Source organism: Paenibacillus solanacearum, assembly GCF_910593845.1.
Lineage (GTDB): Bacteria > Bacillota > Bacilli > Paenibacillales > NBRC-103111 > Paenibacillus_G > Paenibacillus_G solanacearum.
The window spans coordinates 1-16,778 of record NZ_CAJVAS010000073.1; the positions used below are offsets into that span (position 1 = coordinate 1).

At 56.8% G+C, this 16,778-nt stretch carries 14 protein-coding genes; 12 read left to right on the top strand and 2 right to left on the bottom strand.

What is annotated here, in order from left to right; all coding sequences use genetic code 11:
- From KXG62_RS32795 to KXG62_RS32820, 6 genes are all read left to right on the top strand, one after another.
- Positions 1-186: hypothetical protein (locus KXG62_RS32795; protein WP_218096219.1), on the top strand; the 186-nt coding region annotated here is incomplete at its 5' end.
- Positions 187-809: 623 nt separating this feature from the next.
- Positions 810-1,865, top strand: a complete 1,056-nt coding sequence (locus KXG62_RS32800; RefSeq protein WP_218096220.1) for an SIS domain-containing protein — start codon at positions 810-812, stop codon at positions 1,863-1,865.
- A gap of 24 nt (positions 1,866-1,889) precedes the next feature.
- Complete coding sequence (locus KXG62_RS32805) at positions 1,890-2,693, top strand: DeoR/GlpR family DNA-binding transcription regulator (RefSeq protein ID WP_343223562.1); 804 nt, start codon at positions 1,890-1,892, stop codon at positions 2,691-2,693.
- A 69-nt stretch (positions 2,694-2,762) separates the two neighbouring features.
- Positions 2,763-3,629: a class II fructose-1,6-bisphosphate aldolase gene (gene fba / locus KXG62_RS32810; RefSeq protein ID WP_218096221.1), complete on the top strand. Its 867-nt coding sequence runs from the start codon at positions 2,763-2,765 to the stop codon at positions 3,627-3,629.
- Between the two features lie 2 nt (positions 3,630-3,631).
- Entirely contained in the window at positions 3,632-4,561 is a 930-nt protein-coding gene (pfkB, locus tag KXG62_RS32815; RefSeq protein WP_218096231.1) for a 1-phosphofructokinase, read from the top strand.
- A gap of 193 nt (positions 4,562-4,754) precedes the next feature.
- Positions 4,755-5,462, top strand: a complete 708-nt coding sequence (locus KXG62_RS32820; RefSeq protein WP_246627752.1) for a metallophosphoesterase family protein — start codon at positions 4,755-4,757, stop codon at positions 5,460-5,462.
- A gap of 139 nt (positions 5,463-5,601) precedes the next feature.
- On the opposite strand, the gene KXG62_RS32825 is transcribed toward KXG62_RS32820, so the two are convergent.
- On the bottom strand, positions 5,602-6,645 hold the full coding sequence (locus KXG62_RS32825; protein WP_218096222.1) for a copper amine oxidase N-terminal domain-containing protein: 1,044 nt from the start codon (positions 6,643-6,645) through the stop codon (positions 5,602-5,604).
- Between the two features lie 292 nt (positions 6,646-6,937).
- Between KXG62_RS32825 and KXG62_RS32830 the strand changes: the two genes are divergently transcribed.
- Positions 6,938-7,840 (top strand): pectinesterase family protein, encoded by a 903-nt coding sequence (locus KXG62_RS32830; protein WP_218096223.1) that lies wholly within the window; start codon positions 6,938-6,940, stop codon positions 7,838-7,840.
- Positions 7,841-8,116: 276 nt separating this feature from the next.
- Entirely contained in the window at positions 8,117-8,806 is a 690-nt protein-coding gene (locus KXG62_RS32835; protein ID WP_246627753.1) for a TerC family protein, read from the top strand.
- A 72-nt stretch (positions 8,807-8,878) separates the two neighbouring features.
- On the opposite strand, the gene KXG62_RS32840 is transcribed toward KXG62_RS32835, so the two are convergent.
- Positions 8,879-9,754: a helix-turn-helix transcriptional regulator gene (locus KXG62_RS32840; protein ID WP_218096225.1), complete on the bottom strand. Its 876-nt coding sequence runs from the start codon at positions 9,752-9,754 to the stop codon at positions 8,879-8,881.
- Positions 9,755-10,037: 283 nt separating this feature from the next.
- Between KXG62_RS32840 and KXG62_RS32845 the strand changes: the two genes are divergently transcribed.
- From KXG62_RS32845 to KXG62_RS32860, 4 genes are all read left to right on the top strand, one after another.
- A complete protein-coding gene (locus tag KXG62_RS32845) occupies positions 10,038-11,606 on the top strand; it encodes a glycoside hydrolase family 43 protein (RefSeq protein ID WP_218096226.1) in 1,569 nt (522 codons plus the stop codon).
- A 196-nt stretch (positions 11,607-11,802) separates the two neighbouring features.
- A complete protein-coding gene (locus KXG62_RS32850; protein ID WP_218096227.1) occupies positions 11,803-13,155 on the top strand; it encodes an ABC transporter substrate-binding protein in 1,353 nt (450 codons plus the stop codon).
- Positions 13,156-13,277: 122 nt separating this feature from the next.
- Complete coding sequence (locus tag KXG62_RS32855) at positions 13,278-14,315, top strand: alpha/beta hydrolase family protein (RefSeq protein WP_218096228.1); 1,038 nt, start codon at positions 13,278-13,280, stop codon at positions 14,313-14,315.
- A 5-nt stretch (positions 14,316-14,320) separates the two neighbouring features.
- Entirely contained in the window at positions 14,321-16,612 is a 2,292-nt protein-coding gene (locus KXG62_RS32860; RefSeq protein ID WP_218096229.1) for a glycoside hydrolase family 95 protein, read from the top strand.
- Positions 16,613-16,778 lie beyond the last annotated feature (166 nt).

Consider the following 16,778-nt stretch of genomic DNA (forward strand, 5'->3'; position numbering starts at 1 on the left):
CTTCATTTTGAGCGCCTCTTTCGTATGTGGGTTTTGTTCTTGCCGGAACGTTTCCCAGTATACAAGAGGGGCTTTTTGCGTTCAAAGCTCAAATTACTTCATTACAGGAATGGCTCCTTTTCAAAAGGTGAGACGGGCTATCAACCCAGTGAAATCAAGCCATTTTTTAGTTGGCCAAACTTATGATTCCGATTGTGGGATACATATAAGTAAAGTCACATCCACTCGTGTGATACCTCTACAGAGTGTTTCGCTTGCTTGTGATCCAGCCGCCAGAGTATATGCATAATTCGGCTATCCCTGTTATTTCTTGCCTAAACTTAACTATTTTAGCGTGAAAAATGAGAAAACCTCCGTATAATTGCGAATCCCCATTATTCAGAGGCCTAGCCCTCTGAACAGTTCGGCTTTGGCAACTATTGGACATGTTTCACTTAAAATCGTAGAGTCTGTCAATAATTTGGTGTAATCTCTCTTTCCCGAGTCTAGCAGCAGCGAGCCGCGACTTGACATGGAGCCTCTAGCTGGCATGATGTCCTTGCGTAAGGGCAAGTGGCTGAAGCCCCATTCGCACAGGCACCCAGCCTATCATGCCAGCCCCTCCAAGTAAGGTCGCTTTTAGCGGACTTGTACGCGTTCCGCTACGCTAGCACATCGCGAAATCACCGCATCATGTGAAACGTTTTAACACCGTTCTCGCTGTTATGGTAGGCTGAAATGGAAATGACCGAAAATCCGGAAATAAATGATTGAAATAATCATATTTATGATTTAATATTGCATTATATTGAATGAAAGGGGTTATACATTTGAACAACTTCGGGCAGTACACTTATCCGGAAATTTCCGCCCAGAGCGAGGCTTTGCAGGCGGCTTGGGAACAGCTTGGCAAACAGCAATCATGGATCGATCAATATTTGACGAATTCGGCTTTCGACGAGGTTATCTTCATCGGCTCGGGTTCTTCCTATTATCAGGCGCTCACCATGGCCTCCACCTATCGCGTTTGGCTGAACAGAGCGGCGACGGCGTATCCGTCCTCGGAGCTGTTTTTGTTCAGGGAGCAGACGGCTCCGGCGGGCCGCAACTATTTGGTCATCGGGGTATCCCGTTCCGGCGAGTCGACCGAGGTCGTGCTTGCGCTGAACTCGGTGAAGGACCTTCCAGGCTTCACCGTCGCGGCCATCACGTGCTATGAGAACAGCACGATGGCGCAAATCGCGCCGAGTCTCGTATCTCCGCTGGGCAAAGAAACAAGCACCGTCATGACGAAATCGTTCAGCAGCATGACATTCATGATGCAGGCGGCGATTGCCAAGGCAGCCGGCTCTGCCGCGCTTTCAAGCGAAATGGAAGCGGCGCTGAACTTGGACGGGGGCGTAGTAAGCAAGGCGGACGCTTTCATTCAACCTATCGTGAGCGGCAACAAGTTCAGCAAATACGTGTATCTCGCCATGGGCTCGCTGTACGGCATTTCGCTTGAAGCATGCCTGAAGATTAAAGAAATGTCGTATGTCTGGACAGAAGCTTACGGCACGCTGGAATTCCGCCACGGCCCCAAATCGATCGTCGAGCCGGGCGCCCTCGTATGCTTGCTTCTCTCGGAAAAAGCGCGCGGGTACGAGGTGAAAGTCGCGGAAGAGATGAAACAATTCGGCGCATTTGTTATGATTATTACAGCGAAGAAAGGGACGGATCTCGATTTCGCGGATGCGGTCTTCGAAATTGGCGGGGAGAACATCTCGGACGAGGCGCGTGCGGCGCTCTACTTGCCTGCGCTGCAGTACCTCGGCTACTACACGGCGCTTGGCCGTGGCGTGGACCCGGATTCTCCGCGCAATCTGACCCAAGTGGTCAAAATTTAACCGAGAAGGGAACGACTTGTATTTATGATGAGCGATCAAGGGGTATCGAAAGGCGAACGCCGCCGGGCAGGCATCATGACGCTGCTGAAGCAGCAGGGAAAGGTAAGCATTCCCGAAATTATCGAACGGTTCGAATGCTCGGAGGCTACCGCAAGACGAGACCTTGATCTGCTCGAAAAGCAGGGGAGCATCATCCGCACGCTCGGCGGCGCGCAGCTGGACACGACGCTGACGGCCGGCGAAACTTCCTTTAATGAAAAGCGCAATTTGCTGTGGCTGGAGAAGGAAGCGATCGCCGCCAAAGCCGCCTCCATGGTCGTGAAGGGGGATGTCGTCGGCTTGACGGGCGGCACGACGACATTTCTGATCGCGCGGGCGCTCAAATTTCACAGCGACATTACCGTCGTAACGAATGCGGTCAACATCGCTATGGAGCTGGCGGACAGCGACGGCGTGCAGGTGGTGCTGAGCGGCGGCGTGATGCGCAAGAAGAGCTTCGAGCTGTGCGGCCCTTTGGCGGAAAGCATCGTAACCAACATTCATATCGGCAAAATGTTCATGGGCATCGACGGCATCAGCATCGACCCCGGCGTTACGACATTCTCGGAGCAGGAAGCCCAGATCGCTCGTTTGATGCTGAGCCGCGCTTCCCAAAGCTATGCCGTATTCGACCATACGAAGATTGATAAAATCTCTTTGTTCGCCATTGCGCCGCTGACCGAATTCAAGGGATTCGTAACGAACCGATTGGACAATCCGGCAATGCTGGATTATATCGAAAAGCACCGGATGGAGCTTCACCTGACGGAACCGGCAGCCGAAGCGTAAGGCGAGGCTTGCCCCATTGCCGTCAGCGTGCTCCGCGAGTGCAACGAAGGAAAGGCTGGAGAAGGAATCATGACATTAGTATCTTCTACTCCGTTATTGCAAGCGGCGAGAGCGAACGGCTATGCCGTCGGCGCTTTCAACGTGCATACATTGGAAATGCTCCAAGCGGTCGTCGAGGCTGCGGAGGAGGCGCAAGCGCCGCTCATCCTGCAATCGACGGTCGGAACCGTAAAACATTTGGGCGCGGAATACATCGTCAGCGCGGCGGAAACGGCGGCGAAGCGCGCATCTGTGCCGATCGCGCTTCATCTCGATCACTGCACCGAGTTTGACTTGATCGTGCAGTGCATTCGCGCCGGCTACACGTCGGTAATGATTGACGCTTCCATGTTTCCGTTTCAAGAAAATGCGGCAATGACGAAGCGGGTCGTCGAGATTGCCCGCGCCGCAGGCGTCAACGTCGAAGCGGAGCTTGGGAAAGTCGGAGGCGTCGAGGACGATATCGTCGTGGCCGAGAACGAGGCACTGATGGCCGACCCGGACGAATGCAGACGATTCGTGGAAATGACCGGCGTGCCTACGCTGGCTCCCGCCATCGGAACCGCGCATGGGATATACAAAGGCGAGCCGAAGATCGATTTTAACCGAATCCAGGCGATTGCGGGTCTAGTAGACGTGCCGCTCGTGCTGCACGGGGGATCGGGTATTCCGGAGGAGCAGGTCAAGCGCTGCGTTTCGCTCGGTATGGCCAAGATGAATATCGCGACGGAAATCCGGATCGTGTTCTCCGATGCGATCAAAGCAGTGTTCGCGCAAAATCCGGACGAGAACGATCCGCGCAAATATATGGTCCCGGCGAAAAAAGCGGTCAAAGCCGCCGCGCTGGAAAAAATCGCGATGCTTGGCAGCGCCGGAAGAGCGCGTGACTTCAAGTGAGCATGATTACGACCGTCACGCTGAACGCTGCGATTGACAAAACGTATTACTTGCCCCGGCTCGAACTCGGGAAGCTTACGAGAGCCAGCCGGCTGTATGCCGATCCGGGCGGCAAAGGCGTTAATGTAGCCCGGGTCATTCAGCAGCTCGGTATGCCGGTCACAGCCACGGGCTTCGTAGCGGGAAGCAATGGCGACTATATTACGCGTCAGCTCGGACAACAAGGCATCGCGCACGACTTCGTCAGCGTAGAAGGCGAGTCCAGGCTCTGTCTGAACATGATCGACGAATCGACCGGCGTATCGACGGAACTGCTCGAGCCCGGTCCGGTCATCCCCGCGGAAGCGCTCGAACGGTTTAAGGAGAAGTTATCCGAGTTGGCCGGGAAGTCGCGCATCGTCTGCTTCAGCGGCAGCTTGCCGCAGGGCGTTCCGGCGGCGTATTACGCGGAGCTGATCGCGCGGGTCAAGGAACAAGGTGCGATCGCCTTCCTGGATACGAGCGGCGAACCGCTGCAGCACGGGGTACGGGCCGTTCCCTATTTCATTAAGCCGAACGAGCATGAGGTGCATCATTTGTTCGATGATCGGCCGGCGACAGAAGGAGAGCTGCTGGACAAGCTTCGCCTGCTGCAGCAATCGGGCATCAAGCTCGTCAGCTTGTCTCTTGGGGAGAAGGGCTCATTAAGCTTATATGACGGTCAGCTGTACCGGACGGCCGCGCCGAAGATCGAAGCGGTCAATACGGTCGGCTGCGGAGACGCGTTTGTCGCCGGAATGGCGGTAGGACTGGCGCAGCAGCTGCCGGTGGAGGATATGTTGACACTGGCGATCGCATCGGGTACTGCCAACGCATTATCGGCTAGAGCGGGCAACGTCAACTTGGACGATGTTCGGAGACTTCGCGGCCAGGTAACCGTGGAGCGGGAATGAACCGGCAGGGCAAGGAAATAAAAAAATTCGAATAGGCTTCGATTGAAAGCATTAGATATCCTTCTCGCCGAGTGTGATCGCACTCGGCGATTTTATTTTCTCCCGATGCCCGAACCGATTTTACGTTATAATGAATGGAAAAAATTGGAGGTGAACCGACATCCATACAGAATTCCATACCAACATCGCCGTATTGACGGACATCCATGGCAACAGCGCTGCGTTATCCGCTGTATTGCAGGATATGGAGTGTCACCGGATCAGCCATGTGTATTGCCTGGGCGACATGATCGCGATCGGACCCGATACGAACGAGGTGCTCGAAGCTCTGTTTGCCCGCAGCGACGTCACCATGGTTGCCGGAAATCACGAGGATGCGGTTATGGCGCTGCTCGAAGGGAAACAACCGCTCAGTCACGGCCGGGAGCGGGAGCATCACGAATGGATCGCGGCGCAGCTGGACCGCAGTTTTATACCCCGTCTTGCCCGTCTACCGCGGGCTATAAACGAGATGCATGAGGGGAAGCACCTGCTTATGCTCCATTATCATTTGAATGGACGGCAGCAGTTTCTCCCGATCGAGAAGGCGCCGAGCGCAGACAAGCTGGATGCGCTTTATCGGCATTCGGCGGCGGATGCGGTATGTTTTGGCCATCATCATCCGGTCCATTATTTTCAATCGGCGCGAAGAAGCTATGTCAATCCCGGATCGCTTGGCTGCTGCGACCGTCCGTTGGCCCGGTATGCAGTGATGCGTCTGAGCGAAGAGGCCATTGTGACGGAGCTGAAGGCTGTGCCCTACGATAACCGCGATTTTTTAGCCTCGTATACGAAACGCAATGTTCCGGACGGCGATTTCATATTGAACGTATTTCACGGCAATCAGCAGATCGTTCCATGATGCCCATTCGAATCCTAATCCCAATTCCGGCCGTCGGAGTCGACTCCGCGCGTGCTGCACAGGAAAGGGCTGCCTTTCGTCACATTCATTGACGCTGGCAGCCCTTCCTGCATGATTTCATGCGGGTGACTCTATTTTTTTATTCTGCTGGAGGCGCCATGAGGACGACCTTCCAAGCTTTGCCGATTGGAGGCAAGCTTTTGGTCAGCACGCCGTTATAAAATCCGATCACTTTGGCGCCTTGGACAAGCGCGTCTTTGTCGATTGCCTCGCCTTCTTTGTTGACGAGCGTCGTTTGATCCGTCAGCTGCAGTACAACTTCCGCCTGCGACTGCTCGGTCAGCCCTGCTCCTTTAATGACGATGCTCGTCACGCCGTCATCGCTCTTGCGCACGTCCTGGATCTTCCCCGACGTACCGGTCAAGTCCACTGCATCCGGCCGGTACGACACCGTAATGTTGTAAGCGGCCGTTTGCGGCGGCAAGCTCATCGTCATGGCCAGCGAATGCTCCGCCTCGATTTCCGTGCCGATGGTCAGATCGGAGAACGCCATGACCGTTCCTTCCGACGATGCAATAACGGTATCTTTGCCGACGTTCAGAACAAGACCGTCCGGCCCCACGCCGTTGATTTGAACCGCTTGATGTCCTTCGTTGTCGCGTACGGCGGTGACGACGCCTTTGGTCGTTGTCGTCTTCCGCTGCTCGTCTTGCGTTATCGATACCGTACTGCCTTCGATCTTGACGTCGGCACGCAGCACTTCGCTGGCAAACGACGCCGGCACGAACAGCCTGCTGTCAACGAGCGCCGGCGCAGTGCCGAGCGTCTTATCCATTTTATTCACGGCGTATCGATCCTCGCCCGTAGTGACCGTCACCATCAAGTTTTGTTTGACAAGGTCCGCCGACATGCTCTCCGCGTTCCATGTTAAAGTGAAGCCCAGCGCTTCCGTAACGTCGCGCAGAGGCAGCATCGGCTCTTTCGCGTCAGCCGCTTTGAAGCCGCCGATGGCCAGCGCGGAACCGTTCACTATGATTTGAAAAGGTTCGTTTGTGATCGGGGCGGAAATGACCTTAGCCTGGATCGGCTGCGGGGTGGTGTCGGCAGCGTAGGCCGCTCCGCCTGTGAGTGAAATCGAGAGTGCCACGATGGCTGCAATGCGTTTGTTCATACGATAGTTCATGATCAAAATCCCTTTCTGTTTGAATTCTTGTTGAACTTTACAAATCTACTAACGGATGGCGCTTCGAATTTGTTGCAGAGTGTCGGGAAAATCGGATCGGCCGTTCGGCTGGAGCAGAGCAAATAGATAGAACAAAAGAGCACAGATGCGTAAAGAACAGGCCATTGCAATGTGTTACGATAACGGGGACGGACCGGAGCGGTTGCATCGGATCGACCGTTTCGACGTGTTTCCGCGATACGGAGTCCGTGCGCGGCACAAACGGAATCATCAATCAAAGGAGACGATGCACATGCCGAAATGGACAGTGGCAGCCGACGGAAGCGGCGATTATACGAGCATACAGGAAGCGATCGATGCGGTGAGGGTGCACTGGGAGGAACGGACCGTCATTTGGATAAAAAAAGGCGTCTATCGCGAACGGGTAACGATACCGGATAACAAGCCGATGATCAGCCTCGTCGGTGAGAGCGAGACGGAGACGATCATCACCTATAACCTCGACGCTAACCTGAGACCGAATGGGGGAAAGCCGCTGGGGACGTTTGAAACGTCCGTGCTGACTGTTCACGGGGATGATTTTACCGCCGAGTGCTTGACCGTGCATAATACTGCGGGCGTTGGGCCCGGCATCGGACAGGCGCTGGCCGTCTATGTATCCGGCGACCGCGCCGTGTTCACGAACGTGCGGATGCTGAGCTATCAGGACACGCTGTATACGAGCAAAGGGAGACATTACTTCAAAAACTGCTTCATCGCCGGTCACGTCGATTACATATTCGGCGGGGCTACTGCGCTGTTCCACGAATGCGAGATTCACAGCTTGTGCAACGGCTACATTACAGCGGCTTCCACGACGGCGCAGACCGCATTCGGCTATGTGTTCATAGGCTGCAAGCTGACAAACGGGCCGGAGGCGGACGCGGTTTATCTCGGCCGGCCGTGGCGTCCGCATGCGCATGTGGCGTTCATCCATACGTGGATGGGGCCGCATATTCGCAAGGAAGGCTGGGATAACTGGCGCAATCCGGATAACGAGAAGACGGCCCGCTATATGGAAACGGGAAGCTGGGGTCCCGGGGGAGCGATGGACGGGAGGGTGGCTTGGGCGAGAACGCTTGATTCGGATACGGCGGCCGAGTGGACGATCGAGCGGATATTCGCGGGGACGGACGGCTGGAACCCGGCTGGTTAGCAGCGGGCGGAAATCTGGGCAGGATGGCAGTACGGAGCGACCTTCAGTCCATGCCGAAGCGGATGCCAATCGAAGCGTAAATGAAAGCAGGGAAAAGGGATGGTGCGATGACTCTTGCCGTGAAGGCAGGGGTCCATTTTTTTGAAAAACGTAGAATTTCCGATGGCTTGTGAACATACATAAAAGAAAGAGGACAAACGGCAGGACAAACCGCGCTCATCCGAACCGATGAAGGAGGAATGCCGGCCGGCACATCCGGAAGGAGGAGGAAGAGCAGTGGAAGGCGAATTGCTGATCGGACTATTGAAGCTCATACTCATCAACATCGTATTAAGCGGAGACAATGCCGTCGTCATTGCGCTCGCTTGCCGTAATTTGCCTGCGGAGCATCAGAAGAAGGCCGTGTTTTGGGGAAGCTTCGGCGCGATCAGTCTGCGGATCGTATTGACCTTTATCGCCGTATGGCTCTTGCACATCCCGTTTGTTCAAGTGGCCGGGGGCGTTCTGCTGATTTATATTGCGTTCAAGCTGCTCAGAAACGACGGCCATGAAGAGCATGTGCAAGCGGGATCGAGCTTGATGGAGGCGCTGCGCACGGTGATTTTCGCCGATCTCATCATGAGCTTGGACAATGTGCTCGCCATGGCCGGAGCGGCGAACGGCAACTTGCTGCTGATCAGCTTCGGGCTTGTCATCAGCATCCCGCTCATTATTTGGGGCAGCAAGCTGCTGATGCGGCTGATGAGCCGCTTCCCGGTGCTCGTTCAGCTCGGGGCGGGGCTGCTCGGTTATACGGCCGGGGAGATGGCGGTCGGCGACAAAGCGGTCGGCGAATTTTTGGAAAAGCTGTTTCCTCCAAGCCATTACCTGATTCCCGTCGTGCTGGGCTTAGCCATATTTTTGTTCGGCTTTATTGCGGACAAACGAAGACAACTGCAGCAGCAGCTTGCCGCTCAAGGCAAATAGCGGTAGTAGGAAGATACGGGTCGGGGACGCAGGTTCCCGGCTTTTTGGCGTTGTGCCGGCGTAGGGCTCCCCTTATTCGCGGGCCATTTCCCGGCCGATATCGAGCTGTCTCTTGCGGTATTGAAGCGGGGAAATGCCCGCTATTTTTTTGAACGTCGTATTGAAGTGGGAAATATGGCGGAATCCGACAAGCTCCGAGACGGCCAATATTTTAAGCTGGCTTTCGCGAAGCATGCGCTGCGCTTCCTTCACCCGGATGACGAGCAAATATTCACGGAAATGAAAGCCGGTAATTTTTTTGAACACGCGGCTCAAATAAGACGGACTGATATAAAACTGCTTGGACACTTGTTCCAGCGTAAGCTCTTCGTGATAGTGGGCGTTCAAAAATGCGGCGATTTCGGAAATTTTCTCATGCATCGGATGCGCGTAATGAGGCGGCTTCTCATCCTCACGACGCAGCTGCCGGTGGATCAGCACGAGCAGCTTCATGAGCGACGACCGGACGTACGCTTCATAGCCTTCCCCCTGCTCCGTGCATTCCAGGAGCATGTCCCGGATCATGCGGTCGACAGCCGGCTGCTCCTTCAGCGGAAACCGCACCAGACGCGAGCCCAGCGCGAACGGAAGCAGCTGCGGGTCATCCGGCCCCAGCCGGGAATGGATGAACTCATGCGTGAAATTGATCAGGATGCGCTCGAACCCCGGCGCTTCCGAGCTCGACGTTTGGTGAAGATCATGGGGATTGACGATCACAAGGTCTCCGGCCTGTGCCGTGTAGACGGTATCGTTAATGAAATAAATACGTTCGCCCTGCAGTAAATAAAAAATTTCGTAATACGGATGGAAATGCCCGCTGACCATCGAATAGTACCCTTTACGGTGCGTGTATTGAATGGAAAACGAATGATTCTCCAAGCTATACGTTTCTCCCAAAATATCCGTCATGGCGCATTCCCCTTCTGGAAAGAACAAATGAATATATTTTTTTCACTGGTAACGCTTACTTGAATAACATTTTATCAAATATTTGTTCAGTGAGGAACGAGAAAGACAAATAAACGAAATCTATGCGCAAATTGGACATGAATGATAAACTTCTCTTTTGTGCATTGCTCTACAATAAGAAGAGAAGGCATATGTCCTATGCCATAACAATCCCAAACGGCATGCGCCGCACACCAATGCTTCGTTTAGCATCCGGTTCATACGAAAGGATAAGGTGATCACGATGATTACGAATTCAAAGCCGCCTTGGGTTGCGGATCAGGGCGACGGTACGTTCAAAAACCCGATCTTATACGCAGATTATTCCGATCCGGATGTCATCCGCGTCGGATCCGACTTTTACATGACGGCGTCGAGCTTCGCCCATGTGCCGGGCTTGCCGATATTGCACTCCAAAGATTTGGTCAACTGGGAGCTGATCGGCCACGCAGTGACCCGCCTCGATGCATTGCCGGGCTACGATAAGCCGCGCCACGGCGACGGCGTATGGGCGCCGTCGATCCGTTATCATGACGGGAAGTTCTGGATATTTTTCAGCGCGCCGGATGAAGGGATCTTCATGACGACGGCCGACCATCCCGCAGGCCCTTGGGCGCCGCTTCACTGCCTGAAGGAAGTGAAGGGCTGGATCGATCCGTGCCCGTTCTGGGACGAGGACGGACAAGCGTACCTTGTGCATGCGTTTGCCCGCAGCCGCTGCGGCATCAAGCACCGGCTGCAACTGCTCCAGATGTCGCCGGACGGCAAGCAGCTGTTGGGCGAAGGGCATTTGCTGTATGACGGGGAACAACATCACCCGACGATGGAAGGGCCGAAGGTGTACAAGCGCAATGGGTACTATTACATCTTCGCGCCGGCGGGGGGCGTCGCGACCGGCTGGCAGACGATTCTCCGCTCGAAGAACATTTACGGTCCATACGAAGACCGGATTGTCCTGCACCAGGGCACGACCGAGGTCAACGGACCGCATCAAGGCGGCTGGGTCGAGCTGGAATCCGGCGAATCATGGTTCATCCATTTCCAGGACCGGGACGCTTACGGCCGGATCGTTCATTTGCAGCCGGTTCGCTGGGTCGACGATTGGCCGCTGATGGGCGTCAATCTGGATGAGAACGGCATAGGCGAGCCCGTGCTGCGGATGAAAAAGCCGGACGTCGGCGGCGAGTACCCGGTGGCGGTTCCAGCCACCTCCGACGATTTCGCGGATCGGTATTTGGGGCTGCAATGGCAGTGGCAGGCCAACCCGCAGCAGGGATGGTATGCGCTCGGAGAGAGGGAGAGCCACCTGCGTCTCTACGCCGTACCGCTGCCGGAGGGTGAGCGCGAGGACGGACGCGCGCTGACGCTGTCCGCCGCACCGCAGCTGCTGCTGCAGAAGCTGCCTGCGCCGGCGTTCACGGCAACGGCGAAGCTCAGCTTCGAGCCGGATGCGCCGGGCGACCGCTGCGGACTCGTCGTCTTCGGCTTAAAGTACGCGGCGCTCGGATGGATCAAGGACGACGCCGGCAGCGTGAAGCTGGCGTATTGGACAGGCGACGACCAGTCGGAAACCGTCACGCGGCTGGACGGGGAACTAACCGGAACGGTCTATTTGCGGGTTACGGTATCGGAGGGGGCGCGGTGCTCCTTCAGCTTCGGCCCGGACGGCGTGCACTTTGAATCGGCCGGCGAGCCGTTCACGGCGAAGGAGGGCCGCTGGGTCGGCGCGAAGGTCGGCGTATTCGCCGCCAACATGGGTCGAAGCGGCAGCCGGGGCTATACCGATGTGGATTGGTTCGAAGTGAGCGAGTGACGGATGGGGGGATACGCCAATGACGCGTTTTCCCCCATCGTCTTCTTTTAACCTGAATATGCTCATTGCAACTTCTTGCCAAAAAGGGTTCGTTTTGTGAAAATATGGGATATTCAGCCTGCCGGGAAACGGATATAATGAGGCCAGATTGATGTAAGCGCTTTATTATTTGCTTATTCCAGGGAGGTCTATCGAAATGAGAGGTACTTTGCGGAAGAAGAAAAGAAGGTCGGCGGCCATGATCAGTTTGCTCGCCCTGGCTGTCGCAAGCGCATGCAGTTCAGGACCGGGGGCCGGCAAGCCGGCTGCGGAGCCGGGCAAGAACGCCGCTCAGGAGACAACAGCCGCCTTGGCGCCGGCGGAACTGACGATCACATCCAGCAGTGCCTTGAGCGAGGAAGCGTTCGAGAGCAACTTCGGGCAATATTTGAAAAAGAAATTTCCGAATTTCAAATTTACGTATATCAAGAAAGCGACCGGAACGCTCATTACCGATCTGATCACCGCAGGCACGCCGGTCGACCTTATTTTCGAATCGTCGGGCAATATTTATCCCGGGTTGATTAACGCCGGACTGGCCATGGACATCTCTGAGCTGATCAAGAAGCACAATATCGACCTGAACCGTTTCGATCAAGGAAGCCTCGGGGTGATGCGACAGCTGGCGGGCGGCGGGCTGTACGGCTTGCCGGTCAACGATCTGGTGATGGTGACCTATTACAATAAGGACATCTTCGACCGCTTCGGGGTGGCGTATCCGAAGGACGGCATCACATGGGAAGAGACGATCGATCTGGCGAAGAAGCTGACCCGCAACGAGGACGGCAAGCAGTATCTCGGTCTTGTCGTGTCGCCGGCGCATTACATCCGCTTGAACCAGCTGTCCATCGGGGCAATGGACCCGAAGACGGAGAAGGCGACGCTCAACAACGAGAAATGGAAGCTGCTGTTCGACAGCGTGTTCAAAGCGCAGGGCAATATGCCCGACTATATGAAATACGTGACCGACAACAAGAATAAAATGCCGTACAAGGACGAGTTTTTGAAGACGAAGACGCTGGCCATGTTCGTTTACTTGTCCGATCTGCATACGGCCAACCAGGAAGTGATGGAGCAGATGAACTGGAATATGGCGACGGCGCCCGTGTTCAAGGACATGCCCAAAACGGGAACGCAGACATACCCGTTCTTCTGGAACATCGCCTCGAATTCCAAGAACAAAGACGCTTCCATGGAAGTGCTCAAATATTTGACGTCGGACGAGTATCAGCTGGTCGTCTCCAAGCGGGGGGAGATGACTTCGCTTAAAAACGCGGACATTCGCAAAGAAATGGGCAAGGACATGAAGTTCAAGAACATTAACTATAATGCGGTGTACGCGCATACGCCTGCGGCAAGCTCGCCGAGGCACAAGTTCGAGCAGATCGCGCAGAAGCCGGTGGAGAACGTCATCGCCGACGTTGTCACCGACAAGGTCGACGTCAATTCCGCGCTGCGCCGGATAGACGATGAAGCGAACAAGGCGCTGGACGCCGAGAAGAAAAAGTAACGGGCTGGAGCATATAAATATAAAATTGGCGTTGTCAGGACAAGAAAACGTAAAGTTTCTTGTCCTCTTTTATGATACGGTAGAGGCGACGATGAAATCAGGATTGAAGGAGCGGATTATCGATGCTACAGCTTGACGATTGGATAAGACAAGTGACCCGACAGACGGCGCAGAAGCTGCCGTTTCAAGCGGAGACCGCGCAGCAGTGGGAGGAATGGCGCGATGCGCTGAAGCGGAAGCTCGCGGAGCTCGTAGGCACCTTCGACGAGCATCGGGTCGAGCTCGAGCCGGAAACGGTCGAATCCAGCGATCTGGGCGATGTCATTCGCGAGCGCGTCCTGTTGACGACTTCGCCGGGGCTGCGGATGCCGGTCTACGTGCTGCGTCCCGCGCAAAAGCAAGGACGGCTCCCCGTCGTTGTCGCCCTTCACGGTCACGGCTACGGCAGCAAAGAAATTGTCGGCCTGCACCCGGACGGCTCGGAGATGACGGGCGATCCCGGTATCCACCGCAGCTTCGCCCTGGAGCTGGCACGGCGCGGCTATCTCGTCGTCGCGCCCGAGCTGATCGGCTTCGGCGAGCGCAGGTTCGCGGAAGACGAGGTCAAGCCGCCGAAAGAAAATTCATGTTACCGGCTGGCGGCGTCCTTCATGATGACGGGCCGCACGCTCGGCGGCTTCCGCAGCTACGAAGCCCGGCGCGCGCTCGATTACGCGCTGGGGCGCGGCGATGCGGACGCGGCGCGCGCCGGCTGCATGGGGCTGTCCGGCGGCGGCATGGTTTGCGCGCTGACGTCGGCGCTGGACGAGCGGATCCAGGCCGCGGTCATCAGCGGTTACACGAACACGTTCGACGACAGCATATTGGCTATGCGCCACTGCATCGATAATTATATTCCCGGCATTCTCGAATGGGCGGAGATGCCGGATATGATCGGTCTGATCGCCCCGCGCGCGCTCATGATCGAAGCGGGAGTGAACGACCGGATCTTCCCGCTGCACGGCACGCGCAAAGCCTTATCGGCGCTGCAACACATTTACCGCACCGCAGGCGTGCCGGAACGGTTCGAGGCCGATCTATTCGAGGGCGGCCACGAAATTCACGGGACCGTATCTTACGCATGGTTTGACCGGTGGCTCGGCAAGGGCGGGGAGGCGTAGCGGTGATGGCGACGAGCATCTGGTTCAAGCAGCCGGCCCGCACATGGGACGAAGCGCTGCCGGTCGGCAACGGGCGTCTGGGAGGCATGGTGTTCGGGCACCCGTCGAGAGAACGTGTCCAGCTGAATGAGGATACGGTCTGGTACGGGGGACCGAGAGACCGGAACAATCCGGACGCGCTTGCGAATCTTCCCGAGATTCGGCGGCTGTTGTTCGAGGGCAGGCTGAAGGAGGCGCACCGGCTCGCGGAGCTGGCGCTCTCCGGTACGCCGAACAGCCAGCGGCATTATATGACGGCAGGGGACTTGCTGCTGTTCATGGACGGCCAAGGGGAGGCGGCTCATTACAGCCGGTCGCTCGATTTGGAAACGGCGGTCGTTACGACCTCGTACGAATGCGGCGGCGTCCGCCATAAGCGTGAAACGTTCGCAAGCTATCCGGACGGGATCATCGCGGTGCGGATCGAAGCGGACCGGCCGGGAAACGTCTCGTTTCACGCCAGATTCGAGCGGCAAAAGGGCAAGTACATGGATGGCGCGGCCAAATGCGGCAGCGATGCGATCGTGCTGCGCAACAACTGCTACGGTACCGGCGGAGCCGATTACGTCATGATGGCCCGCGCGCTTCCCGAAGGGGAGGGGACGGTCCGGACGGTCGGCGAGCATATGGTCATCGATGGAGCGGATGCCGTGACGCTGCTGATCGCGGCGGCTACGACGTTCCGGTATGACGACCCGGAAGCGGCTTGCCGGGAGCTGCTGGACCGGGCGGCAGGCCAAACGTACGCGCAGCTCCTGGAAGCGCATATCGCCGATTACAGTTCGCTGTACGGCCGCGTTACGCTGCGGCTGCCCGGCAGCGAGCAGCTGGACGGGCTGTCCACGCCGGAACGGCTGGAGCGGGTGAAGCAGGGGGAGGACGATCCCGGGCTGGTCGCGCAGCATTTCCAGTTCGGCCGCTATTTGCTCATCGCCAGCAGCCGCCCCGGCTCGCTGCCCGCGAATCTGCAGGGGATCTGGAACGACCAGATGCTGCCGCCGTGGGACAGCAAATACACGATCAACATCAACACGCAGATGAACTATTGGCCGGCGGAAGTATGCCATTTGTCCGAATGCCACGAGCCGTTGTTCGAGCTGCTCGAGCGGATGCGCGAGCCGGGCAGGCATACCGCCAGGACCATGTACGGCTGCCGCGGCTTCGTCGCTCATCACAATACCGACATTTGGGCGGATACCGCGCCGCAGGATATTTACTTGCCGGCGACGTACTGGCCGCTGGGGGCGGCTTGGCTGTGCTTGCATCTATGGGAGCATTACCGGTTTACGCAGGATCGGATGTTTCTTGAGCGGGCGTATGAGACGATGAAGGAAGCGGCGCTGTTTTTCCTCGACTTTCTGATTGAAACGCCGGGCGGCGAATGGGTGACGTCCCCGTCCGTTTCGCCGGAAAATACGTATAAGCTGCCAAACGGCGAATCAGGAACGATCTGCTACGGCCCAGCCATGGACAGCCAAATTTTACGAGAGCTGTTCGGCGCGTGCCTGAAGGCCGGCGAGCTTCTAGGGACGGACGACGCGCTGCGAGAGCCGTGGCGGCAGGCGATGGAGCGGCTGCCCGAAGCGAGAATCGGCAAGCACGGCCAAATCCAGGAGTGGCTGGAGGATTACGAGGAGAAAGATCCCGGTCACCGCCATATCTCGCATTTGTTCGCCTTGCATCCCGGAACGGCGATCAGCCCCGACGCCACGCCGGAGCTGGCGGCCGCGGCGCGCGTCACGCTTGAGCGGCGGCTGGCGAACGGCGGCGGCCACACCGGCTGGAGCCGGGCGTGGATTATTAACTTCTGGGCGCGGCTCCAAGACGGCGACAACGCGTACTTCAACGTAATGGAGCTGCTGCGCAAGTCGACGCTGCCGAATTTGTTCGACAACCACCCGCCGTTTCAGATCGACGGCAATTTCGGCGCGGCCGCAGGCGTTGCCGAAATGCTGCTGCAAAGCCACACGGATGAAATTTCGCTGCTGCCGGCGCTGCCGCAGGCTTGGCCGGAAGGAAACGTAACGGGTCTTATAGCCCGCGGAGGCTTCGAGGTGGGGATCGTCTGGGAGAATGGCATGCTGCGGCAAGCGGATATCGTATCCCGGAGCGGGGGCATTTGCCGCATACGAGTTCACGGAGGAATTCAGGTCCGTCTCGAGGACGCGGAAGGGCAACCGCTGCGGCCGGCAACCGGGGCGGAGCGGATCGAATGGGACACGGAGCCGGGTCGGCGGTACCGCATCGTTGCGGAATGACCGGCATAGCGCTATAGATTTGGAGGAGCAGGCTGCCCCGGTGAAGCGAGGCCACTGAAAAAGTCCTTTCATACGAAAAAGGTACAGTCCTTCAAGAAAATTGAGGAGGCTGTACCTTTTTTACTGTATAATTAAGGCATCACGAAAAGTAGGTGAGAGTAGATGA

What these genes read in the sequence shown, in the direction of transcription:
- KXG62_RS32805 (WP_343223562.1), top strand. Translation starts at nt 1,890, where the DNA reads ATGATGAGCGATCAAGGGGTATCGAAAGGCGAACGCCGCCGGGCAGGC.
- fba (WP_218096221.1), top strand. Translation starts at nt 2,763, where the DNA reads ATGACATTAGTATCTTCTACTCCGTTATTGCAAGCGGCGAGAGCGAAC.
- pfkB (WP_218096231.1), top strand. Translation starts at nt 3,632, where the DNA reads ATGATTACGACCGTCACGCTGAACGCTGCGATTGACAAAACGTATTAC.
- KXG62_RS32825 (WP_218096222.1), bottom strand. Translation starts at nt 6,645, where the DNA reads ATGAACTATCGTATGAACAAACGCATTGCAGCCATCGTGGCACTCTCG.
- KXG62_RS32830 (WP_218096223.1), top strand. Translation starts at nt 6,938, where the DNA reads ATGCCGAAATGGACAGTGGCAGCCGACGGAAGCGGCGATTATACGAGC.
- KXG62_RS32840 (WP_218096225.1), bottom strand. Translation starts at nt 9,754, where the DNA reads ATGACGGATATTTTGGGAGAAACGTATAGCTTGGAGAATCATTCGTTT.
- KXG62_RS32845 (WP_218096226.1), top strand. Translation starts at nt 10,038, where the DNA reads ATGATTACGAATTCAAAGCCGCCTTGGGTTGCGGATCAGGGCGACGGT.
- KXG62_RS32850 (WP_218096227.1), top strand. Translation starts at nt 11,803, where the DNA reads ATGAGAGGTACTTTGCGGAAGAAGAAAAGAAGGTCGGCGGCCATGATC.
- KXG62_RS32855 (WP_218096228.1), top strand. Translation starts at nt 13,278, where the DNA reads ATGCTACAGCTTGACGATTGGATAAGACAAGTGACCCGACAGACGGCG.
- KXG62_RS32860 (WP_218096229.1), top strand. Translation starts at nt 14,321, where the DNA reads ATGGCGACGAGCATCTGGTTCAAGCAGCCGGCCCGCACATGGGACGAA.